Below are 22,565 nucleotides of genomic sequence, written 5' to 3'. Positions count from 1 at the left end.
CACCCCGCTTCGGTGTCCGGTCCGGGAGTAACGGCTCGATCCGCGCCCACTGCGCGTCAGTCAACGGCACACCCGGACCAACGACCGACTGATCCAAACGAAACTGCCTAGGGGCATGACCCGGGCAGACATGCTGGCGTCAGGCCTGGTCGGCGTCGGGCACTGACAGTCTCCTCTCCTCAAGTCCGCACAGCAGAACCACATTCGGGCGGATACTCGATCGCGGAGACGTATGCACAACTGCCGCAGTGAATACCGGATTTACTGCGGCGGAGACTCCTGCCGTGATCGTCGCGATCTGCGGCGGTCTGTTCCGGCCGCCAGGGCGAGGTGTGCGCATTTACTGCGGCTTCACTGTGCTGACCCCGTGCGAAGTCGCATCAAGATCAACTCAGCGCCCCTTTGGTGCGTATCTCGGCTGGGTGCGGATCCTTTCCGGGGACGGCCCTGCCTGCGGGAACTGCGGTTTGAGGCCCGGCTGGGTGGTTCACTCGGCGATCGGTCGGGCAATGCGGCCTCGGAAAACTTCCCAGGGCCCTGGTTCAGGGGCTCGTTTCCGTGTTCACCGGCCGTCGGCGGTCAGCACTGCCGTGATGCCTTCTTGCAGGTCCTTGACGAAGTATTCGGGCACTTCCAGCGACGGGAAATGGCCGCCGGCTTCGGCCGTCCTCCAGCGGACGATCTGCTGGTACCGCTGCTGTGCCCAGGGGCGTGGGCACTTCTCGATGTCGCGGGGGTACGTGGTGATGGCTGACGGGACGTCGACGCGGAGGTCGGGGTCGAGGGCGTTGACGCCGCCGTGGCTCTCGTAGTAAATGCGGGCCGCCGACGCGCCGGTCCGTGTCAGCCAGTACAGGGTGACGTCGTCGAGGATTCGGTCGATGGAGATCCTCTCGAACGGGCTGTCGTCGGTGTCCGTCCATTCGGCGAACTTGTCGAGGATCCAGGCGAGGAGCCCGACCGGTGAGTCGACGAGCGAGTAGCCGATGGTCTGCGGTCGGGTCGCCTGCTGTTTCGCGTACGCCGCGCGGTGGTGCCAGAAGTCGCGGGTTTCCTCGGCCCATTGGCGTTCGGTCGGCGTCAGGCCTTCGGTGGTCAGGCCGGATGGTGCCTGCGCGAGCGTGGTGTGGATGCCGAGGACATGCGCGGGGAACCTGCCGCCGAGGACGGTGGTGATCACGCCTCCCCAGTCGCCGCCGTGGGCTGCGAACCTTTCGTAGCCGAGCCTCCGCATGAGTTCCACCCATGCGGTTGCGATCTTTCCGGTCCCCCACCCGGTGGTGGCCGGCTTGTCGCTGTAACCGAAGCCCGGCAGCGACGGGGCCACGATGTGGAACGCTGGCGCGTCGGCATCCTTCGGATCCGCCAATTCATCTACTACGTCGATGAATTCGGCGATGCTGCCCGGCCAGCCGTGGGTCAGGAGCAGCGGTGTGGCATCCGTGCGCGCTGATCGGCGGTGAAGGAAGTGGATCCCCAGGCCGTCGATGGTTGTGCGGTACTGGCCGATCGTGTTCAGGCGGTCCTCGAACCACCGCCAGTCGTACCCGGTGCGCCAGTAGTGGACGACGTCGACGAGGTCGGAGAGCGGTACGCCCTGGTTCCACCGGCGCGGGTCGGGCGTGGCGCGGTGGACCGTCTCGGTCTCCGGCAGCCGCGCCGCGGACAGGCGTGCGCGTAGATCGTCGAGTTCGGCGTCGGTGGCGCGGGCTGTGAATGCGTACACGTCGCCGGTCGGGCGAGACATGGGACCTCCTGGCCATCGCGGTACCGGCCGCACCCCATCGCGAACCGGCTACGACGGTTCTAGCGCGAGCTCTCACCCGTATGCAACCGGCTACGGTGGTTCCATGCGTGCTGAGTTTCCTGACTTCCGCCTCGGATCCGTGCTGGCGACCAGCTTCACGGGGACCTTGTCCGAGCGTCATGGCGACGCCGTGGAGCGCATCCCCACGCCGCGACGACTCGTCGACTGGCTGACGGTGTACGGCCTCGACGTGGACTCCTGCACTCCTGACCAGCTCGACCTCGCCCGGGAGTTGAGGGAGTCGATCCACGCGGCCGCGACCGCGGTCGCGCTCCAGGACACCCTGCCCGCATTCGCTGTCCGAACCCTCAATGACCGGAGCAGCCAGGGCCGGGCCGCGGCGATCCTGACACCCGAGGGCGAGCGTCGCTGGCGGCTCGGTCCAGCCTCCGGCCTGGAGGATGCCCTGGGCGTGATCGCCGCCGACGCGATCGGCATCATCGCAGGTGAACGGGACGGACGGCTGGCCCTGTGCTCCTCACCGACGTGCCGAGCCGCCTTCTTCGATACCAGTCGTAGCCGCACCCGCCGGTGGTGCGACATGAACACCTGCGGCAACCGCCAGAAGAAGGCACGTTTCTACGCCAACCGGCGTAAGAGTGCCATATTGACAGGGTGATCACTGCCGTCGGCACGGCCAACTGCCGCCCCACGCCTGCGCATGTCGGCGCCTGCTGGAGCCGGAGATCGACGGGGACACCTCGGGCCGACCGTCCCAGGGGCCAGCTCTTTTCGGGAAGGGCGGGCTGAACTGGGAGTTTGCCGGATCGGTGCTGCCGCCCGTTGTGGAAATGCTTCAGAACCGCCAGGTCACTCCCCTGCACTGCATCAAGATCGCCCCACCGGTCGCCGCACGTGGCCGCGCCCCCCGCACCGATCGCCGAGTGGACCACCCAGCCGGGCCTCAAACCGTAGTTCCCGCAGGCAGGGCCGTCCCCGGAAACGAGCTACACCCATCTCGGCTGTACCCCGGGTTCGGGACTGCCGATCAGGCTTGGCCAGGACGTCATCGACCTTCGGCTGGGTCGGCCCGGTGCTGGGCGTCACGGATGGCCTCGATGGCAAGTTCCTGCTTGCTGCGACCTTCCCGACGAGCCCGCTCGGTGAGCTTCGCGTCAAGGTCGTCGGGGAGCCGGATTGTCATCGCCATACAGAGATGACCTGCCCGGTATCAAATGGCGCGGTGGCCTCGCTCTCGCCTCCCAAGGAACATGGGGCCGGGATGGTCACTCGCACCGCTTGCGGCGGCGCAGCAGAGGCCTCCGCATCGAGCGTCATCCGAGCGTCAAGATTCTCCGAAGACGTCGCCCAAGCAGGCACCTCGCTCACGAATACGTTGGTCAGCGAGCCACAAAGATCGATTCGCTCACTCGAACCGCTACGCGGAGGGAAACACGTCGAACGACCGCCCTATGCCCCAAACCCCGCAGGTCAGGCCCCCTTGCCCGCAGGCTCCAGAATCGCCACGCACTCCACATGGTGGGTCATCGGAAGGATGTTGACCTGGACGGCTGCGCACGAAACACCAGGTCAGGCATAGTTTCTCGGCTCGCCCAAGGAGTCGTACGGGGCTCGGAGCGTCAAATGAGCGTCACGGCCGTGTGCTGGCGAAGCGGGGGGATCCCCCCCGACCTCCTACATCGCCGTTGTAGCGGCCGTGGTTGTTGACAGCCCGATTCACCCATACGAAGCACCTCTGCACACGAGACGTCTATAGCGGTCCTAGGTTGGCCCTCCCGTCCACGGACCGTCGAGGAGCCGCCGCGGTGAAGTGCACGTTGACGGAGCCCCAAGTCGACTTGCTCCGTGAGATCGCAGCAGCGTCCAGTGCGATGCCCATCCCACCTGCCCGGTCTCAAACATCCTGGGCCTTGGAACAACGGGACCTGATCAAGCGGACCTGGCGCGGGAGCGGACACGTCGCCGTAGTCACTGCGGACGGCCGTTACTACCTCAAGCACGGCAAGCATCCGCGACAGGTACAGGCCGAGAAGGAGAAGCTGAAGGGCGATGCCGCCCAGGCAGCGCTGGCTCCGGCCACTGGAACCGAGCTGATCTCCCGCCTGCAGTCGGCCTCCGGGAAGATCACGGTTCCCGATCCTGCCGCGCAGACCCGGGGTCGATGGCGGGCGGCGTACTACGACGCACTCCACCATGGGTACGTACCCACAGGGCACAAGCTGCGGTGGAACGGCCGACAGCGCGGGGACTGCGTCTTCACGCTGATTGACGAGGAGACTGAGAAGGCCGCTCAGCCTCTTCCCGTGCCGGCCGTCGACGTGCCGGAAATCCTTGATCGACCTCATCGTCTCGTTCGTGCGACGCGCAAGGCTCTCGGCCGATCACAGAGGGTGACCGACACCAGGGGCAAGCCGGCAGTCATCCCGCTGTACCTGTCGCGTCCCCTCGCCGACCGAGCCCTTCGGATCATGCACGCACTGTTCACTGAAGCGGAAAGACGCGGCTACACGGTCGAGGCCCAGAGCGATCTGCAACGCGGTGAAGCTGTACACACGGTCGCGATCGTGATCCAGTGCCGGGCCTTTCCCCTCGCTCTCACGGAGCGGACGACCAAGGTCCCGCACGAGCCGACCCCGCAGGAGCGCCGTCAACAGGAGCGCAATCCCTGGACGCGCCTGCCCAAGTACGACGAGGAGTTCAACGGTCGCCTCGCTCTCGGCGCGCCCTCCGGGAGCTGGTACCAGCACTCGTACTCCTACAGCGACAGCGCCCGGTGGACATTGGAGTCACGGCTGGGGCACCTACTGCAGAATCTCGAACGCCTTGCGGCGGAAGCCGACCGCCGGGAGCGGGAGAAGGAGCTGCGTGAGGCCGAACAGCGGCGCCGCTGGTACGCGGCCGTCGCGCGGGCTCGCGAGCAGCAGATCGAGCAGCACAGGGCGACGATTCTTACCGGGCAGATTCGGGACTGGCGGCAGGCCGAAGAGATCCGCGCCTTCTGCCAGGCAGCCCGCGCCCGAGCAGGCGAGGCGCCGGTCGTGACGGAGGAGGCGGACTGGCTGGAATGGGCTGAGGCGTACGCGGTGCAACTCGACCCCTTGAGGGAACCCTTGCGCACTCCTGTGGATCCGCCTGCCGGGCGGGAGGCGCTGCGTGAGCTGGCGAAGATCGATGCCTACGCCTACGCGTGGCCCTTCGACGCAGACGGCCGCTGGACGCTTCCCGGAGACTGTCCAACCGACCCGCGAACGTGACCCGGCCCGGCTCAACCGGGAAACGCCTTTGCCCTGTCCGTGGAGGACAGGGCAAAGGAACGTTCATGCGACGATGGTGAGCGGGGTTTCCATGCGTTCCCAGGCTCCCAGCACAGCCTTATGGGCGTCCGGCTGGAGGTGGGCGTAGCGCTGGGTGGTCTGGAAGCTCTCGTGGCCGAGAAGGTGCTGAACCTCGTAGAGCGAGACTCCCCTCTGGACGAGCCACGAGGCGCAAGTGTGGCGCATGGAGTGCGGCGGGTAGTGCGGGACGAGCTGCAACTCGCCGTCGTCGCCGAAATGGTAGGCAGCCTCGACAGCAGGCCACCAGGTCTGCCGACGCCAGTTGCTGTCGGCGAGGAGGCGCCCGGAGCGGCCCTTGGTGATGGTCGTGAAGACCACTGCGTCGCGGTCGAGCCGGTGGATGTGGCGTTCGAGGGCTGCGAGGACATGGGGCGGGAGCGGGACCTCCCGGCGGCTCTTGGAGCTCTTGGGGTACTCCTTGATGCCGCTCTTGGTGTTGACCTCCACGACGAACAGGCGGGAGCGGCGTGTGTCGATGCGGTGGCGGTGCAGGCCGGAGAGCTCTCCCCAGCGCAGTCCGGTGTAGAAGCCGAGCAGGCACATCGTCCGCCAGGCGGGGACGAGTCCGTCGAGGATGCTCTGCGCCTGGTCGGGCGTGAACCACTGCGGCGGTTTGACCGCGATGGGCGGCAGATCGATGCTGCGGCACGGGCTCACCGCGATCACATCGTCGTCGACAGCAGCGCGCATGATGGACGACGTCAGGTTGTAGGCCCGCTTGATTGCGGCAGGGCCTGCGCCCTTCTCGACCAGGGAGCGTATCCAGCTCTGGACGTCCATGCGGGTGATGGCCCGCATCTCCCAGTCAGCCCAGTACGGCATGACGTGGTTCTTGATGCTGGACGCGTCGCCCCGCAGCGTGTGGGGTTGGACGATGCGGGCGTTCCACCACCGGTCGTGCCACTCCCGGAACGCGATCTCGCCGGCCCGCGGGTCGCGCATGCCTCCGCGGGCGAACTGGGTCTCCAGCGCGATGCCCCAGGCCCGCGCCTGGGCCTTGAGGGGGAAGGACTCGCTGAACCGGTCTCCGGCCCGGTTGCGTACGGTCGCCTGCCACTTGCCGGACTTCAGTTTGCGCAGGTACGCGGTACTACTCCTTTGCTCGGAAGCGGTGAGGTCTGGGCTGGGGGCGGGAATTCACCGACGGGGGCGCGGGGAGCCAACCAATCTCCTGGCGATGAACTCCTCAAGCCCGGCAGCAGGGACACGGACGCGAGATCGTTCCGTCCCGGTGCGCAGGTCGACGACCGGGAGGTCGCCGGCGGCGACGAAGCGGTAGACGGTGCGCCGGTCGACGTCCAGGGCGGCGGCGACAGCGGGAATGGACAGCAAACGGGCAGGCATGCGCGAGTCCTCGGAAACAGAGGGGGGAAAGGCTAAGCAGGTGAATTGATTCAGCCGGGCTGCCGGCAGTCCACGGCGCAGGTCAACCGGCCCTGTAGGGCAGTGGGAACCAGATCGCTGGGGGTCGAGCCATGTGACACGGCCGCGTGCGGCGTGGACCGCCGACGTTCGATATGTGCTCGGCGCGTGGTCTTCGCGCTCGGATCGTGAGTCGGAGCGCGAAAGGGGAAACTACCGCTCGGGAATGCCCGGAAGGCGCAGGCTCTCTTCCAGGTGCTCCCAGTCGATCTCGATGTCTTCCAGCCGGAAGCGGTGCGGGTACCGCAGCGCAATCCAGCTCGCACTCACGCCAGCCCACTCGGCGACACCCCACGCAGGAACGCCCGCCTCGAGCCAGCGGTCCAGACAGGAGTCACGCAGGCTGGAGACCTGCTCCCCCAAGCCCGCCTGCACCTCGTCCGGGCTCAACACCGCTTGGCGAGCGCGCCTCCACGCCCTCTTGTATTCGGAGGACGCCAACGCCCCACCCCGCTCGGCCGGGAACAGCAGGTCTTCAGCTTCCAAACCCGCCTCGTCGATCCAGCGCCTCAGCACACCCACGACGTCCGGGGAGACAGGAACCCTCCGGCTCTCGCCGACACGGACCAACACCTCCCCGAACTCCCCGTCCGGGAGCGTCACGTCCTGCACCCGTACCGAGACTGCTTCACCCGGCGAAAGGGCGGTGCCCGCCATAGCGGCGAGGAAAGGGAAAACGGCTCCCGAAGATTCCACCTGGAGCCACTCCAGAAGGGCGCGAACATGGTCCGCAGAGAGCAAGGACGATTCACCTATTGCCAGCTTCGACAAGCTACATGACTCCTCACGCGAGACATCGGGATGCGTCGGCATCCCCTGGTCACTCAATGGTCTGCAGAAGCGCCGGTTTGGCCAACCGGCGATCGTCGGCTATGTTGCGCCCGCGACGCACCTCTCGCGGTCCCGACTGATGCGCAGAGAGCAGGTTCTGCTTTCTCAAGACCGCTCTAGGTTTGCTTCCTTCGCCGAGTTAATCCAGTCCGTATGGGACTCAATGTGTCTGCTGTCGGTGAATCTGGCCGAACCCACCCATACCTGCCCCTCGGTGACCAAGGGAACGCGAGGATAGAGCAGGCGCCTTCTAAGCACCTGCTCCATCCCCCTGCAACGATCAGGTCTGCACTGACCGCCGTCCAGACAGCACTTCGGCACTCTGTGCCGGAGTCGCCGAGGGGCGACGAACGGAAGTCGTGATGCGCTCCCCTCCCATCGTGGCGCCATCCTTCGATCACTGAGCTTCTTCGAGACGGCCACCGATCAGGTGACTGCCTGCGAGCCGCAACGAGCGAGACCCCCGGGCTGTTGATCGAGGTGTCTGACGTCTCAATCACGTTGCTCGGGGGCCTCGTTGGTCATGCATCCTGCCGCACTCGACCCGCCGCATACACTCGTGGAGTGGGTCACCATGCTGATCGTCACCCGTGAGGGCGACCGGCGCTGCAAGCTCCGCCCGTCACAGCGCGCGATGGTGGCACTGATGTACCTGCGTGAACACACCACTCTGGCGAAGATCGCCGCCGGGTTCGGGATCAGCGAGTCCACCGCCCATGCCTACACCAGCGCGGTCATCGGCCTGCTCGCCGCACGTGCACCTGGCCTGCTCAAGACACTGCGCGACCACGAACCCGACTTCGTCCTGCTCGACGGCACTCTCGCCGAATGCGACCGGGCCGGCGACGGCCGGGCCGACTACTCCCACAAACACCGGCGCCACGGCGTGAACGTGCAGGTTGTCACCGATCCCGGCGGCCGACTGCTGTGGCTCTCGCCCACCCTGCCCGGCCGCACCCATGACCTGACCGCCGCCCGCACCCACCGAATCATCCGGATCTGCGAGCGCCAGGGCGTTCCAATCGTCGCCGATCTCGCCTACCAAGGCGCAGGACCGTAGCTGACCACGGGCATCAAGCGCAAGTCCCTGCAGGAACTGACCCCCACCGCCAAGAACCACAACCGTGCCCTGGCCGGAGCACGCGCACCTGTCGAACGCGGCGTCGCCCGCCTGAAGTCCTGGCGGATCTTCCGCAGGTCCCGATGCAGCCCCAACCGCATGACGTCAATCGCCAAGGCCGTCCTCACACTGAAGCTGCAACGCTGAAGAAGCTCACTGGATGCCGGCGTGTTGGACGTACAGAATTCCGCACAGCACCTCCCAGTCCGGCAACGGCTTCCGCCCCAGGTACCTGAACCGCCTCGGTCGTTGCGGCAGCAGCGGCTCCAGGCGGTCCCACAGCTCATCCGGCACAATCCACAGCGACGCCCCCATGCCCAGGGCAACGCTCAACGCTCGACATGGTCACGGCACCAGGCCGATCCACCTCATTGTGTTAGTCGCTGTAGGGCCTTGACGTGGGAGGAGTCGACCACGCAGCGCGACCAGACGAGTCGGGCCGCCGCGTTCAGCTCGGCCGGCAGCACCTCGTGCAGCCCCTGACAGGCACCAGCCCTGTTCCAGTCCCGCAGCCGACGCCACCACGTCACACCGGATCCCCAACAGTTCTCCGCCTACTTCTGTCGGCAGCCCCGGCCCTACTCGACGCCGTGTACTGCAGTTATCGAGTGCGATCCGCCGGGCCGGAATCCGGAGGTGGTAGCTGCAAACGAGAATCACACGCGGTCGACATGACAGAATGCTCAATAAGACATCGAGTTACTGCATTGCACAGCGCTAAGGATATACAGGGTCGCACATTCGCCCCTCAAGGAGATGCATAGTCGACCGCGACTATCACTCGCGGGGGGCTGCTGATTAGAGTACGTTTGAGGATGAAGGGGTCTCGACAGGCAGGTGAGCACGATGGCTACGCCCCCGAGTCCGGTGGGTTTCCTGGCAAGCGGCGGCTACGGCTGGACGGTGCCCTCCTCGGATCCCGGGCCATGGCCCGGGCGGCCACTGTTGATGACGCCCCTACGTGGCGGCACTCCTGAGCATGCGTGATGGCACCGTTCCAGAGTTCTCGCCACCGAGCTGCCCTCCGTGGTCGGTACGCGCAGTGTACGCTTTGGGGCGTTTAGCCAGATCGGCCTGGACCGGGAGGCCCGGGGCGGGCTGCCAACGCCTGTACACATCGACTCCACCTTCCCCCGTGGGATGCGCCCCCTCGCAGCCGTCGGGCACCGCGACATCTTCTCCCCGCTCGTGGTCCCACTGAGCACCTCGGGCGAGACCGCGCACGCCTCGGTGGCCGAGGCCGTACCGGAAGCTTAAGGCGGGCGCGGCGTCCTGAGGGATGCGACACGAACCGCCCTCAGTCCCGACCGAGGGCTGCAAACGAATTTCAACACCGGGACCGTCCGCCAACCTGACCGACTTGTACGGGGATGCACCGATGATTCATTCACAGGCCGTGAAGGACATAGCCACATGAACGTACGCAATAGGAACCACGCGACAGTGACCGGACGGGCCGATGGGCCGGTGGTGATGCTGGCACACGGTTTCGGGTGCGACCAGAATTTGTGGCGTCTGGTTACACCGACACTTGAACACAACTTCACCGTTGTCCTCTTCGATCACGTGGGTTCCGGGAAATCGGACCTGTCGGTGTGGGACCCGGAACGCTACAGCTCACTCGACGGCTACGTCGACGACATACTGGAGCTGCACCGAGAACTGGCGCTGGGGCCCGTCACTTTCGTGGGACATTCGGTCAGCGCGATGATGGGCGTGCTGGCCGCCGCACGAGAGCCCGAGGCGTTCACCGGGTTGGTCCTGCTCGCACCCTCGCCTTGCTTCGTCGACGACCCGGACACCGGCTACCGGGGCGGTTTCAGTGCTGGGGACATCGAGGACCTGCTCGACTCTCTGGACGCGAATTATCTGGGTTGGTCGGGGGCGATGGCGCCGGTGATCATGGGGAACCCCGAGCGGCCCGAACTGGGCGAGGAACTGACCAACAGCTTCTGCCGCACAGACCCGGACATCGCGCGCGTCTTCGCCCGGGTGACGTTCCTGTCCGACAACCGTGCCGACCTCTCCCGGGTGGGGGTGCCAACACTGGTCGCACAGTGCTCCAGCGACGCGATCGCCCCGCTGGAAGTGGGCGCGTTCGTTCACGCGCAGATACCGGGAAGCCGCTTGGTGACGCTGAACGCGACCGGGCACTGCCCCCAGCTCTCCGCACCGCAGGAGACCGCCGCGGTCATAGCGGCCTTCGCGGGGGCGTGAGTTGATGTGCAGTGACGGTGACCAGGGCGAGAACCGTGGAAACGGGATGGATGAGGTAGCTCTTGACGAGCAGGCTCGGCTTTCCGCTCTGCTGGAGGACAGTGCCGAGGATCTGTACGAGCACGCGCCCTGCGGCTACATTTCCACGCTGCTGGACGGACGGATCGTACGGATCAACACCACTTTGCTGGACTGGCTGGGATACAAGCGCGAAGACCTGGTGGGACGCAGGCATTTCTCCGACCTGCTGACCGTGGGTGGTCGGCTCTACCACGAAACGCACTTTGCCCCGCTCCTGCGCATGCGGGGCGAGGCCAAGGGCATCGCGCTTGACCTCAAGGCCGCGGACGGCTCCCGGTTACCCGTGATGGTCACCTCAATCGTGAAGAGCGGCGACGACGGGCAGCCACTACTAATCCGTACCACCGTCTTCGACGCCCGCGACCGCCGCGCCTACGAGACCGAACTGCTGCGCGCACGCAAGGAGGCCGACCTCGAACGGGACCGCCTCAAGAATTTGAACGCCACCCTGCAGATGACCCTACTGCCACCGGCGCTGGTGAACGTCCCCGGCCTGGAAGTCTCTTCGCACTACCACGTGGCATCCTCCGACGAGGTGGGCGGTGACTTCTACGACCTCTTTCCCCTGGCTGCTGGCACCTGGGGGCTGTTCCTGGGCGACGTGTGCGGCAAGGGCGCCGCCGCAGCGGCCGTAACCTCCCTGGCCCGCTACACGCTGCGCGCCGCCGCCGTCTACGACTCCACCCCTGCCTCAGTCCTAGCCAATCTGAACACTGTTCTCACCCACGAGTACAACGGCACCGACCCCCGGTTTTGCACAGTCGTCTTCGGCCTACTCACACCCGACGAAGACCGAGGCGGTTTCCGCATCACCCTGGCCAGCGGTGGGCACCCACCGGCCATGCTGATGCGCTCCGACGGCACAACCGACTTCCTGCACACCCCCGGCGGTCAACTCATTGGCGTACTCTCCGACATTCACATCGCCACCACCAGCGTCTACCTTGCCCCCGGCGACACCCTGCTCCTTCACACTGACGGACTCACCGAGGCCCACACCACCGCCACTGGTGGGCAACGCTACGGTGACGACGCCCTCCTCGGCTTCGGTCGTGGACTGGCCCCCACCACCGCATCTGTGGTCGTCGACGCGATCCGCGACCTTCTCGACACCTTTGGCACCGGCGTGGACGACGACACCGCCGTCCTCGCCATCCATGTGCCCCGTTCTCCCAGTGAAAAGCAAGATGAGCAATAGGCTGACCATCTACGTTCGCACCGGCACCGCCGGAGCGGTCATTGAACTGACAGGAGAACTGGACCATCACACCGCTTCTGCGGCCCAGGCCACACTGCCGGCCATCGAGCTTCAACCGGGCCAGCAACTCGTCCTGGACCTCGCAGGCGTCACCTTCTTTGACTCCACCGGCATCACCGTCATTCTCGCCGCGCGCAACCACGCCCTAACGAGCTCGTGCACGGTAGGCAGGGAGGTGTCGAGCTTCTGATCGTCGATCATGGTCGTGTGGTGGGAAACGCATCTCGTGCAGCGATCATCAGTGACCGGAGGATCACGGGCCTGTCAGCCGACGTGATCGCTGAACTCGTGGCTGTACTTGGCCCGTTGTGGCACGAACGGCACCAGGCCAAGCTTGCGTCCTGGCCACGGAAGCGTGCTGTGGGCGCGGGTGCGAAGCACCGGCTGGTGTTTGTCGACCGGCTCCTGGCCACGCTCGTGCACCTCCGGCACGCGGTCACGCACGACGTGCTCGCCTGCTGGTTCAGTGTCGACCGCTCCACCATCACCCGCGCCATCGCAGAGGTGCGGCCCTTGCTCGCCGAGCGAGGGTGCACCGTCGGCCCGGGTGTGCGGCTGCGGTCCCTGTCCGAGGTCATCGACCACCTCGGTGCCGACGGGAAGACCGGGATCATCGACGGCACCGAGATCCGGGTCCGCCGGCCGGCCGCCGGGCGCAAGGACCGGGACGCGTTCATCTCCGGCAAGAACAAGCAGAACGCCGTCAAGACCATGGTCGTCACCGACGAGGACGGGCGGGTGCTGTTCTGCAGCCCGACCAGGCCCGGTAGCTGCGCGGACATCACCCACGCCCGCCAGTTGGGGCTGGTCCAGCTCCTGGCCGACGGGCCCACGGTGGAGATCCTTGCCGATGCCGGCTATCAGGGCCTGGGTGCCCAGACCGGCGGACGGGTGATCACACCACCACACCGCAAGTTCAAGAGGAATGCTCCGGGCCGGTACGAGGAGATGTACGAGAGACAGCGCAAAGCGCACTCCTCGCGACGCATCCGAGTCGAACACGGCATCGCCCACCTGAAGAGCTGGCGAGCATTGGCTCGCCAGCTCGGCCGCCGCGAGCACATGAGCGACACCGTCCAGGCCATCGCCGCCCTGCTGTCCCACCAGCAGACCGTCGACCTCACCTCGGCACGGCCGAGGTGAACACCGAGCCCCGCCAAAGTCCTCGACGCCTCACCGCCTACTGTGCACGAGCTCGTTAGCTGTCGATGCGTCGATCGCACTAGCCACAGTTCCCGACCGTGTCAAACGCACCATCCAGGTCCTCGGCCTCCACCTGCTCTTCCCGACCCACCACACAGTTCAGGACGCCGACGCCGCCTGGAAAGGCGAACGAAACTAATCGTTTCTCGTCCAACGGAAACCGGAATGGGCGATCGCTCCTTCTCAAGCAGTGCCGTGGCTGGGCCGCCCGGCATGAGGTCGGCTCAGCGCGTCGCTGGCTGCCTCGCACACCCTCGCTGAGCACGCCGGAGGGGAGTCCGGGTTGAGCCGCGTGCTCGGCCGAATCCAGCCCGAGCCCGGCTCGCACGTAGCTGGACACGACGCGGGCACAAAGGGGATCGGTGTCGCTTCGACCACCGTCCCGCGCTCGTGATCGGCGCCGAACTCTTCCGCACACTGAGCCCTCTCCATCTTGATCAGCTGGTGAGTTCGAGAGTGACGATGGCGCGGACGACGGTGGTGATCCTCGTGGTGCTGCAGCGCAGTTTGCGGAGTACTCGCCAGCACTTGAGGGTGGCGACGGCGCGTTCGCCGAAGCTTCGGATCTTTGCGTGATCGCGGTTGCGGCGGCGGTGCCGACCGCGCAGGTGCTTGCCCCGGACCGGGAAGCGGACGGCGGGTCCGGCGCCCTGGTACGCCTTGTCCGCCCAGCACTTGATGCCGTCGGCGGCGAGGGCGGCGGCGATGCCGTGGGTGCGGGCCGCGGTCAGATCGTGCACGGTGCCGGGCAGGGCGTCCGAGATCCAGAGCAGTCGTCCGGCCGGGTCGGTGAGGACCTGCACGTTCATCCCGTGATGCTTCTTCTTTCCCGAGCAGTACGGGCGGTCGGCCGCAACACGGACGATCGGCAGAAGTGTGCCGTCGAGAATCACGTACGCCTTCCTGCGGATGGTGTGCATGGCCTGCCCCAGTGTCGGGGCAAGGCTGGCCAGGAGGCCGACGGCCTCGCGTATGCAGCGGTAGACCGTCGCGATCCCGACCTGAAAGCCGGCGGCCAGGCGGTTGCGGGTGTCGCCGCAGCGTAGGCGGGCGAGTACGAACAGAGCCTATCGGCCGCAGCTCAGGCGGCGCCAACGAGAACCGATCCGGCGTCGGTGACCTGCCAGCAGACCGGAGAAACAACTCAGGGTACGGCTGGACAGATCGATGGCAGACGGGCAGACAAGCACACGAACTCCTGGCAGGATGCGGTGATCTTGGTCGTGAACCCGTCTACCAGGAGCTTTCTTCATGTCCGCCGCCGGGGCCCGCAGCTCAACCACCCGTCAGGTTGGAAAGGGCTCACTTTACTCCGGTATTCTGCAAGCAGGTAGCCTCGGGGGCCGGGACAGGAGTCCTCCCACGAGCGACGTCCGGCCACGCCGCCTATCGTGCGAAACATGCAAAAACCCGCGGACGACGGCGCCACCTGCGCCCCTTGCCGGGTTCCCGACGCACACGACGGGGCCCGAAGACTGTCGTGGTGCGCTTGCAGGGTGCACTGTGGAGCGACCGGCAGGCCGAGGTGGCCGACAGACTGCGAACGGCGCTGGCAGACCGGCCGCGCAGCCTGATCATCGATATGTTACGAGTGAGCCACTTCTCCCACGCGTGCGCCAGCGCCTTCGTGAGCACGGCCGTCACTGCCCACCGGACCCAGACCCGCCTCCTCGTCCGCGGCGCACCCCCGCAGGTATGGCAATCGCTGCGCACGCTCGGCATCGCCCACGTCTTCGAACGGGCACCGGACACCAGGCTCCGGCACCTGTGGGGCCGCCAAGCCGGACGCCGGGCCGCACGGGTCCGGCTGCGCTGCCGGTGACCGCCGGTGAAGTCCCTGGGCGGGGCGCACGGCCCAACTGCAGCGCGGCTGCGACGGGCCGCGCTGTAACGGCCTTCGCAGACGGCGTTGGCTGCGGACGCACCCGGTCCGATAGGTTGCGCCTGGGCGCCTGATCTCAGTTGGCTCCCCGCCGAGGCATACCCCACGCTGCTGCAGGGCAAGGCCAGGACCCTTTCTGCGCGGCTGGTGGCACGGGCTATGGTGAGCATGCCGCGCCGGTAGGGGTCGTCAGTGTCGTCGGCACCCAGTGAGTGGTCACCGTCGTGGAAGATGCTCGCCGGCTGTTTCGAGGAACTCCAGTCGGCGGCGCAGTGCCGCGTGCTGGTCAGCCGTGTCGGGCAAGTGGGAGAGGAAAGCCAGGGCGGTGAAGCAGCGCGTGCTGTCGGTGACGTCCAGACCGCTGACATCCCGAAGTCGGCGAAACAGTTCGCGGCGGCCGGCGTCGGTGTACAACGTCTGGGGCCGACGGAGGCCGCCCTCACAGACCTCAGATCAATGGGGCTGTCGCCGCTCGCCATCGCAGGCAGGGCCCGTGACCGGGGTTTACATCTTCTGCTTCCAGCCGGTCCGCACCAGCCATGCGTTGACCGGCCAGGCGGTGAAGAAGCCGAGGACCATGGACACCTGCATCAGCATCCAGTAGGCAGCACTCGTCTTCGGCAGGCCGGGCGAGAAGATGACCTCCTGGTAGAGCCACATGCCGAGGAAGAGGCCGACCTGAAACGCGATGATGGACAAGGTGTCGGCCTTCACGGCTGCCCAGACGCCCTTGAGCCGACCGATGTTGCGCATAGGGACGATGGTGAAGTACTGGAAGAGGACGCCCAGGATCCAGGCGAAGGCGAAGTCCAGGGCGAAGTCGGCGTAGAGGGCCTTGCCTGCGAGCGTGAGTGAGGCCGCGTAGACGAGCCACTCGGCACCGATGTCTCCCAGGGTGCACCCGGCCCCGCAGTGGCTGATGGCCTTCGACTGCACGTCCCACTGCGGTAGCTTGTCGGAGTCGGGCATGCCCTGCTCTTCGACCATCGGCTTCGAGGTGCGCCGACCGCGCGTGAAGTAGAACCACAGGGCGACCGGCCCCCAGTACAGGGCGGTGACCGGATACACCACATTCATGATCCACATTTTCTGGCGGTGGCCGCCGAGAACAATGTCGGCCAGGATGACGAGGGCACTGGCGAAGGCCACGGCGAGGCTGAACCAGCCCACGACCTCGATCCAGTCCGCCGGCTGCACGTGCCGCTCCATCCGTTCACCTCCGCTCGTCGAGGTCGTCCATGATCAGGTGGACAGGTACCCCATAGCGGGCCGGTCAGCACAGAAACGCTCGGCCAGTCGTGTAACCCGGACGCCTCATGTCGGAGTGGGTCCCCCGGAGCCGTCTTCTCGGCGAATTCGTCGCCCGCCGCCGCCACTCGTTCCCGAACCTTGTGCACGAGTCGGACTCCGGCCACCAGGACGAGCGGAGCCGGAGGCGGCCGGGCGGTCGAGCAGGCGGAAGGACCGCACCACCGCGATGACGCAGGCGATGACCAGCCCGACGGCCCAGCCGAGCAGTCCCCCCAGCTCTTCCAGGATTACCGTCGCGCCCTCGACCCCGCGCGGTGGCACCAGCCCTTTCGGGTCGTAGACGAGCGCCAGCGCGTCCCCCGGGCGGGTGGCCTGGGTGCACCCCCGCCAGATCCGAGCCGTGGAGGGCACACCGTCCCGACCTTCCACCGAGCAGAAATGTCGACCCCGAGCCCCGGACGCCTTCTCACTCGCCTGGACGGATGTCACGACCACGGACCCTTCCTGTCCCCGGGCCGTGAGGACCACGCCGGCGGCGGTCTGAGGCGTGTGCAGTGCGAGCCCCAGGGCAAGGACGGCGACGATCCCCACCAGGGCCCGGCCGGCGCGGACCAGGAGCAGGTAGAGAACAAGGCCCAGCGCGCACACCAAGCCCACTTCGCCCGCGGCGAATGCGGACTCACCGGTCCAGACGCCGAAGACCCCGGCGCCCACGATCAGCCCTGATCCAAGGACTCCGGCGAAGAGACCCTCACCGATCAACCACCGAGGCGGCAGGCCCGTGAAGTCTGCCGGCCCCCAGACCGTGGCGCGCACATGAGCCGCCGCGTGAGAGCCGTGCGCGGACGGGCCCCGGCGCCGTCTGCTCATACGTGGGCTCCCTCGCACCCGCAGCGGGCACATGCCCGCTCCGCCAATTCCTTGCATTGTGCAAAACAGGGTACGGTGTCGTCATTCCCAGCCGAGAGGGAACGGCTCGGTATCGGCAGCCGGGGCGGAGGGCTCCGCGCCCGCCTCGTTGAAGGTGGCCAGGGCGTCGATCAGCACCCGCCGCTTGTCCGGGCTCAGACGTTCGACGATGACGGCGATCTCCGTGCGCCGCCGGGCGGTGACCTCCTCGACCGTGCGGCGTCCCTCCGCCGTGAGCCGCAGCAGGGTCTCCCGCCGGTTGTCGGGATTGACCTGCCGGTCCGCCAGCCCGGCGGCGATGAGCCGGTCCACCATGCGCATGGCCGTCGAGGGGGCGACGTGGAGAAGGTCGGCGAGAGCGACGAGTTTGGTGGCGCCCCGGGCGGAGAGGACGACCAGCATTCGAAACTGCGGCAGCGTGACCCGCTCCTCGACGGCGGACAGGGACCTGGCGGAGACCGCCACCAGCAGCCGGGACGCGGTCAGCACCTCCCGCGTGACGGCATCGACGTCCTCCATGGCCCCCTCGCGGGACTCGCGCTCAACCATGGACCCCTTTCTACCCGGGATTCATCATTTAGACTGTGCAAAATTTTGCCTGCCAAAGTGAAAATCCTCGGGTCTCCAGCCCCGTCGAGGCGAGGTTGGACACCCCACCCTCTGGAGGCGAGCATGACACCTGATGAAGCGGACCCCGCCAGACCGCGCGTTCCGGCCGGCTGGCGCAGGCGGGCCGCTCGCGCGCTCATCTTCCTGTTCCGAGCCGGCCTGGGACCGCTGCTCGGCAGACGGGTGCTGCTGCTGCACCACGTGGGGCGGATCAGTGGACACGACCGCCGGGTGGTTCTCGAAGTCGTGGCCTACGAAGCGCCGTATCGCTCCTGGACGGTCGCCTCCGGCTTCGGTCCGCGCTCCGACTGGTACCGCAACCTACGTGCCCAGCCGAAGACGGTCGTGCAATTCGGCAACCGCCACCACGCCGTCACCGCCCACTTCCTCACTCCGGACGAAGGCGCCGACATCATGGCGCACTACGGCCGACGCCACCCCCGCACCGCCCGCCGCCTGTGCGCCTACCTGGGACTGCCGGCCGACGGCACCGAGTCGGCCCTGTGCGAGGCCGGTCGCACGATTTCCTTCGTCCGCCTCGAAACAGACACCTGCCCACCGGACGCGCCGCGCCGCCCAGGTCAAGACGCACCGACAGCAACGAGATGAGCGACAGTGCCGAATCCCACCCCTGACTCGGTGTGGAGACGATTCCTCACGGACAGCGAGGAAGCCATCGCCCGATCCGCACCGCGAGAGCCATCCGCCCGGGAACGGACAGGGCGTCCGCAGAGGAACGTCCCTGTGGGCGACGCCTGGTACTGCGAAGACGCACCGGCCGAGCCCCCATGGCGCCACCTTGACACTCGCGGGCGAATACGCCGCCTCGGGCGCATCCTGGCAGGCGCGGCCGCGCTCGCCGTTCTGCTGGGACTCTTCTCCTGCCTTCCCGAAGAGCCTCCGGGCCTGCCCACAGGACCCGAGAGCACCTCGCCGCCCCGGACGTCCAGTGCTGTTGTCGAGTCACCGAGCCCCGCTCCCCCGTCCTTGCCGTCGGCGGACGCGGCGTAGAGCGGCCACTGGACTCGCACGCAGCGCCGGTTCAGCCCACCCTGTTCGCTACTCTCCAGCGGGACACGGCGCGGACGGGAAGTACACCGCGAGCACACGACTGCCTCAGGGGCAGTAGAGGGCTGGGAAATGACCGACGAGATCTGGTCGGCTACGAGCAGATACTGACGGAGGCCGCCTCCACCGGGCGTCGGCTGCCCCGGGACGGACTCGACTCCAGGCGCGTGCTCGGCGAACGGGCAGCGGAGGCCGGGCACGGGCTGCGCCTCCTGGTCAGCCAGCACCTGGTCGCCGCGTCGGGCCTGACCGAGAAACGACCCTTCCGGCACCATTACGGGCCGACGCGTCGTGGCGCGACGAGGCAGCGCGGCTCGACGGCGCCAACTCCTTCACCATCTACCGAAAGGTCATCTTTCCGATGCTCAACGGGAACCTGGTCTGCGACCGCTGCCCCTAACCGGTGGCGGACCAAGCGCTCCTGCATCGGCAAGTGACCGGTTCTCGATCCGAGGAAAACCGATCCGGCCAAGCTACAGCGGAACCTCGGACAGGCAGCGGTTGGACGGCGGGCGGAGCCGGCCGGGATCGGCTGGAAATGGCCGTTGTTTCACACGCCTCTCACAGCGCACCGACCTAGGTTCCCGTACATGACAAACCCACAGCAGTTCTACGACGAGGCCGACAACGCGGTCGTCTCGCGGGCCCTGACGCGTCGTCGTGTCCTCGCACTGGGCGGGGCCGGCGCCGTCACTCTCGCCGGAATGGGTGCGGCCGCCCACGCCTCCGCCCGCGGGGGCGTCGGCGCGACGGACGCCCTCGACTCGGCACGGACCGCCGCGCTGGCCACCGACACGTGCATGCAGCTGACGACCGAGCAGATCGAGGGCCCCTACTACATCGACTATGAGCTCTTTCGCCGCAACGTCGTCGAGGACCGAACCGGCGTGCCGCTCATCCTGCTGCTCCGCGTGGTGGACGCCACGACCTGCCGACCCCTGCGGAACACGGCGATCGAGATCTGGCACTGCGACGCCTCCGGCGTCTACTCGGGATACACCGCCGGCGGCAACGGCGGGGGCACCCCGCCCGGGGAGCCCCCAACGCCGCAGCCCTCCGGAACGCCGACGGATCCGCCGCCCGGCGGGGGCGGCGGGGGCGGCGGGGGCGGCGGGGGCCATGCCACTCCGACGGACGACCTGACCTGGTTGCGGGGCATCCAGATGACCGATTACCAGGGTTTCGTCACTTTCCGCACGATCTTCCCCGGCTGGTACAGCGGACGAGCCGTCCACATCCACACCAAGGTGCACACGGGAGGCGAGCGCACTTCGGACGGCTACACCGGGGGACGCACCTGTCACACAGGGCAGTTCTACTTCCCGGAAGGCGCGGTGGAGGCTACCGTCGGGCTCGACCCTTACGCGGCAAACTCCGTCACCCGCGTCACCCTGGACCAGGACACGATCTACCCGGGCACCGGGACGCCGGGTGGACTGCTGCGGCTCGTCTACGACCGCCGCCACTTGGCACGGGGCGTGGTCAGCCACATCACGATGGCGGTGGATCCGGAGGCCGAGAACGACGGCGGAGGCATGCCGGGGGGAGGCACTCCGCCGGGCGTCTCGCCCTCCACCACCGCCTGAGCACTGGGGACGCGACGCGCTGACGACCGCCGGGGACGGCTCGGCGGCCTGCCGGAGCGCGCCGCCTCCTCCCCCCTCATCGGTGGCCACCGTCCCGGCGCTGAGGTCCCTGGCCACGATGGTCGGGGCCCTCGCCGAACTCAGGTTCGTCCGCTGGGTGAAGGCCCGGCCGCTCCGGACACCGCCAGGGGGGCACCACCGGACACTCGTGCACGCCGGAGCCGAACCGCGCTTCGAAGACGGAAACGCGGTCGGACCGCCGCCGGAACGAGCCCGGACCGGCCGGTAGCGACCTCGCCGTCCAAGCCTGGTCGCGCAAGGCTCTCTCCGGAGTCCGCCAGGCCCGCTCACACGGGAACGGAGCAATGACCGGAAGGGACATGCCCCGCAGAAACGACGTCACGGTCTTCCGACGAGGCTAGGGAGTGGCGCCCTTGCTCGCATGGGTTCGAGTGCGACCGGAACCTGTGGCGCTGGCCGTGCCCGCCTCGCGAAGCGGCAGCGCGTGATGCCTTTTCGACTGCGTCGCTCCGGCAGGTTGGCGGCCTCGCGGCGAAACGCCGGTCAGCCGCGCGTGCTGCCCGACGGCGCACCGCCCGGCGGGTACCCGGGGGGCTGCGACCCCCCTCCGCCGGGTGGCTGACCGGCGCCGCCGCGGGTGGGCTCAGTGTCGGTGTCGACACCGACGTCCAGCTTCGCGACATAGCCGGAGCCCGCGTCGCCGGACACGGTGGGCACCTGCAGCTTCCAGTCCCCCTCGCCGAAGATGTCGTCGTCGGACACACGAGTGCCGACGCCGGCCATGTTGTCGCTGGACCCGGAGTAGCCGTCGAGGGCGTAGACCTTGCCCAGCATGTCGGCCGGAAAGGCGAGCTGAGAGGTGGCGACGACGTTGGCGACGTCCGTCGCGGAGTCGGCGTCGGGGTAGACCTCGAAGTGGATGTGCGGCCAGCGACCCGTGTAGCAGCCCGGCACGATGGTTTTGAAGGTCACCACGCCGTCGGCATCGGCGAACTGCACACCGCGGAGGTAGGTCTCCTCCTCGACCCCCTGGGAGTACATCGAGTACCGGCCCTGCGCGTCACACTGCCACACGTAGACCGCGGCGCCCTCGAACGGGATGTCGCCACTGGCCATGTCGGTGACCGTGAGCGTGAGAGTGAGCGGCACGCCCTCGACGGCCGTTCCGCCGTCGAGGCTTGTCGTGATGTCGCTGCGCACGATGCCCGACCGCTCCAGCACGTTGACGTCGTTGGTGCCGTCCGCCGGGTACGGGCCGTTCGTCTCCTCCGGGATCTCGCCCGCTGTGCCCGCGGAGCCCGACGCCGCAGCCGTGGACGTGGCACTCGGCCCGGAGCCGTTCGAGGAACAGGCGGCGAGAACGACCGTACTGGCCCCGATCCCGAAAAGGCTCAGCATCCGCCTACGGCCGATCAGCGTCCTGGCGTCGAAGGCGGCACCCTGGTCCACCACTTCGTCGTCCGGACGATCGAGCAGACGGCCCTCATACCGGGGCCCCTCGGAAGTATGCTCTGGCTCGGGCACTCGTACCATGTGTGTCTCCCTGGTTGTGTCTCAACACGGACGGTCCTGCCACTGTCGGTGGCAAGCCTGGGCGAACACTGTGACGACACCACGCACACGCTGTGCACCTCAGGCCCAATTCCAGATCCCGCCCTCTGGCACTAACGCACCCGCGGGCCCGTCGACCTTCCCGCTCCGCTCCCGAACACGTCCGCCGCGTAACGCCGCTAGGACGACGCCCACTGGCCGGGAACAACGCTGGGCCAGGGCCGGGTCGCCCGCCACAGTTCCCTAGAACCGTTGACGCAAGACCTGTCTGGGCCCCGCCCAGCCTCCCGGACGCCCTATCAAGAGGAGGGTATGGGAAACCGGTCCGACCAGGTTGAGTACCTCACGGGCAGCGTATGGGACTGTAAATCGTTCGGTGTAACTCCCGATCATGGAGGATGCATCGATGACCAGTGAGAACGTAGCTGAGCCCGGAGCTGTTGAGCTTTCGAA

17 protein-coding genes and 6 pseudogenes are annotated in these 22,565 nt (G+C 67.4%); 10 read left to right on the top strand and 13 right to left on the bottom strand.

The genetic code is table 11. The annotated features are described in order from the left end of the window. Positions 1 to 562 precede the first annotated feature (562 nt). Positions 563 to 1,747, bottom strand: a complete 1,185-nt coding sequence (locus tag ACIQFU_RS37740; RefSeq protein WP_402557837.1) for an epoxide hydrolase family protein — start codon at positions 1,745 to 1,747, stop codon at positions 563 to 565. 103 nt (positions 1,748 to 1,850) lie between these two features. Here ACIQFU_RS37740 and ACIQFU_RS37735 point away from each other — a divergent pair, with 103 nt between their 5' ends. Then, positions 1,851 to 2,426: a CGNR zinc finger domain-containing protein gene (locus ACIQFU_RS37735; RefSeq protein ID WP_402557835.1), complete on the top strand. Its 576-nt coding sequence runs from the start codon at positions 1,851 to 1,853 to the stop codon at positions 2,424 to 2,426. 405 nt (positions 2,427 to 2,831) lie between these two features. On the opposite strand, the pseudogene ACIQFU_RS37730 reads toward ACIQFU_RS37735, so the two are convergent. Continuing rightward, positions 2,832 to 2,957 (bottom strand): annotated as a pseudogene (locus tag ACIQFU_RS37730) (ribbon-helix-helix protein, CopG family); the annotation flags it as partial. 721 nt (positions 2,958 to 3,678) lie between these two features. Here ACIQFU_RS37730 and ACIQFU_RS37725 point away from each other — a divergent pair. Then, a complete protein-coding gene (locus ACIQFU_RS37725; RefSeq protein ID WP_402557833.1) occupies positions 3,679 to 5,022 on the top strand; it encodes a hypothetical protein in 1,344 nt (447 codons plus the stop codon). A gap of 63 nt (positions 5,023 to 5,085) precedes the next feature. On the opposite strand, the gene ACIQFU_RS37720 is transcribed toward ACIQFU_RS37725, so the two are convergent. The 3 genes from ACIQFU_RS37720 to ACIQFU_RS37710 form a co-directional block, all read right to left on the bottom strand. Continuing rightward, positions 5,086 to 6,045 (bottom strand): tyrosine-type recombinase/integrase, encoded by a 960-nt coding sequence (locus ACIQFU_RS37720; RefSeq protein WP_402557831.1) that lies wholly within the window; start codon positions 6,043 to 6,045, stop codon positions 5,086 to 5,088. 195 nt (positions 6,046 to 6,240) lie between these two features. Further along, entirely contained in the window at positions 6,241 to 6,447 is a 207-nt protein-coding gene (locus tag ACIQFU_RS37715) for a helix-turn-helix domain-containing protein (protein ID WP_402557829.1), read from the bottom strand. A 231-nt stretch (positions 6,448 to 6,678) separates the two neighbouring features. Then, positions 6,679 to 7,182, bottom strand: coding sequence for a tyrosine-type recombinase/integrase (locus ACIQFU_RS37710; RefSeq protein ID WP_402557828.1), 504 nt, complete (start codon positions 7,180 to 7,182; stop codon positions 6,679 to 6,681). Positions 7,183 to 7,873: 691 nt separating this feature from the next. Here ACIQFU_RS37710 and ACIQFU_RS37705 point away from each other — a divergent pair. Next, positions 7,874 to 8,623, top strand: a pseudogene (locus tag ACIQFU_RS37705) (transposase family protein). 12 nt (positions 8,624 to 8,635) lie between these two features. Here the strand turns inward: ACIQFU_RS37705 and ACIQFU_RS37700 are convergent. Together ACIQFU_RS37700 and ACIQFU_RS37695 are read right to left on the bottom strand one after the other, a co-directional pair. Continuing rightward, positions 8,636 to 8,791: pseudogene (locus ACIQFU_RS37700) on the bottom strand (transposase); the annotation flags it as partial. A gap of 65 nt (positions 8,792 to 8,856) precedes the next feature. After that, positions 8,857 to 9,012: pseudogene (locus ACIQFU_RS37695) on the bottom strand (IS5/IS1182 family transposase); the annotation flags it as partial. Positions 9,013 to 9,889: 877 nt separating this feature from the next. Between ACIQFU_RS37695 and ACIQFU_RS37690 the strand changes: the two are divergent. The 4 genes from ACIQFU_RS37690 to ACIQFU_RS37675 all read left to right on the top strand — a co-directional run bounded on the left by ACIQFU_RS37690 (position 9,890) and on the right by ACIQFU_RS37675 (position 13,175). After that, positions 9,890 to 10,693 (top strand): alpha/beta fold hydrolase, encoded by an 804-nt coding sequence (locus ACIQFU_RS37690; protein WP_402557826.1) that lies wholly within the window; start codon positions 9,890 to 9,892, stop codon positions 10,691 to 10,693. A 46-nt stretch (positions 10,694 to 10,739) separates the two neighbouring features. Continuing rightward, on the top strand, positions 10,740 to 11,972 hold the full coding sequence (locus ACIQFU_RS37685; protein WP_402557824.1) for a PP2C family protein-serine/threonine phosphatase: 1,233 nt from the start codon (positions 10,740 to 10,742) through the stop codon (positions 11,970 to 11,972). Continuing rightward, positions 11,950 to 12,222, top strand: coding sequence for an STAS domain-containing protein (locus ACIQFU_RS37680; RefSeq protein ID WP_402557823.1), 273 nt, complete (start codon positions 11,950 to 11,952; stop codon positions 12,220 to 12,222). The genes ACIQFU_RS37685 and ACIQFU_RS37680 overlap by 23 nt, the downstream gene beginning before the upstream one ends. Before the next feature lie 170 nt (positions 12,223 to 12,392). Beyond that, positions 12,393 to 13,175, top strand: coding sequence for a transposase family protein (locus ACIQFU_RS37675; RefSeq protein ID WP_402557822.1), 783 nt, complete (start codon positions 12,393 to 12,395; stop codon positions 13,173 to 13,175). 497 nt (positions 13,176 to 13,672) lie between these two features. Here the strand turns inward: ACIQFU_RS37675 and ACIQFU_RS37670 are convergent. Next, positions 13,673 to 14,425: pseudogene (locus ACIQFU_RS37670) on the bottom strand (transposase family protein). Between the two features lie 101 nt (positions 14,426 to 14,526). On the opposite strand from ACIQFU_RS37670, the gene ACIQFU_RS37665 reads away from it, so the two are divergent. Beyond that, on the top strand, positions 14,527 to 15,057 hold the full coding sequence (locus tag ACIQFU_RS37665) for an STAS domain-containing protein (RefSeq protein WP_402557820.1): 531 nt from the start codon (positions 14,527 to 14,529) through the stop codon (positions 15,055 to 15,057). Between the two features lie 191 nt (positions 15,058 to 15,248). On the opposite strand, the pseudogene ACIQFU_RS37660 reads toward ACIQFU_RS37665, so the two are convergent. From ACIQFU_RS37660 to ACIQFU_RS37645, 4 genes and pseudogenes are all read right to left on the bottom strand, one after another. After that, positions 15,249 to 15,525: pseudogene (locus tag ACIQFU_RS37660) on the bottom strand (PadR family transcriptional regulator); the annotation flags it as partial. Positions 15,526 to 15,621: 96 nt separating this feature from the next. Continuing rightward, on the bottom strand, positions 15,622 to 16,326 hold the full coding sequence (locus ACIQFU_RS37655; protein ID WP_402557819.1) for a DUF4396 domain-containing protein: 705 nt from the start codon (positions 16,324 to 16,326) through the stop codon (positions 15,622 to 15,624). A gap of 105 nt (positions 16,327 to 16,431) precedes the next feature. After that, positions 16,432 to 17,184, bottom strand: coding sequence for a hypothetical protein (locus tag ACIQFU_RS37650; RefSeq protein ID WP_402557817.1), 753 nt, complete (start codon positions 17,182 to 17,184; stop codon positions 16,432 to 16,434). Positions 17,185 to 17,319: 135 nt separating this feature from the next. Continuing rightward, positions 17,320 to 17,826, bottom strand: coding sequence for a MarR family winged helix-turn-helix transcriptional regulator (locus tag ACIQFU_RS37645; RefSeq protein ID WP_402557815.1), 507 nt, complete (start codon positions 17,824 to 17,826; stop codon positions 17,320 to 17,322). A 123-nt stretch (positions 17,827 to 17,949) separates the two neighbouring features. Between ACIQFU_RS37645 and ACIQFU_RS37640 the strand changes: the two genes are divergently transcribed. Continuing rightward, complete coding sequence (locus ACIQFU_RS37640) at positions 17,950 to 18,495, top strand: nitroreductase family deazaflavin-dependent oxidoreductase (protein WP_402557814.1); 546 nt, start codon at positions 17,950 to 17,952, stop codon at positions 18,493 to 18,495. Between the two features lie 1,049 nt (positions 18,496 to 19,544). Then, positions 19,545 to 20,540 (top strand): intradiol ring-cleavage dioxygenase, encoded by a 996-nt coding sequence (locus tag ACIQFU_RS37635; RefSeq protein WP_402557812.1) that lies wholly within the window; start codon positions 19,545 to 19,547, stop codon positions 20,538 to 20,540. A gap of 564 nt (positions 20,541 to 21,104) precedes the next feature. Here ACIQFU_RS37635 and ACIQFU_RS37630 read toward each other — a convergent pair. After that, positions 21,105 to 22,013 (bottom strand): intradiol ring-cleavage dioxygenase, encoded by a 909-nt coding sequence (locus ACIQFU_RS37630; RefSeq protein WP_402557810.1) that lies wholly within the window; start codon positions 22,011 to 22,013, stop codon positions 21,105 to 21,107. Positions 22,014 to 22,565: the final 552 nt, after the last annotated feature.

The sequence above is a fragment of the Streptomyces sp. NPDC093065 genome, assembly GCF_044754585.1.
Taxonomy (GTDB): Bacteria; Actinomycetota; Actinomycetes; order Streptomycetales; family Streptomycetaceae; genus Streptomyces.
Note: the sequence above shows the minus strand (reverse complement) of the source record. Positions and strands in the feature narration are given on the sequence as shown.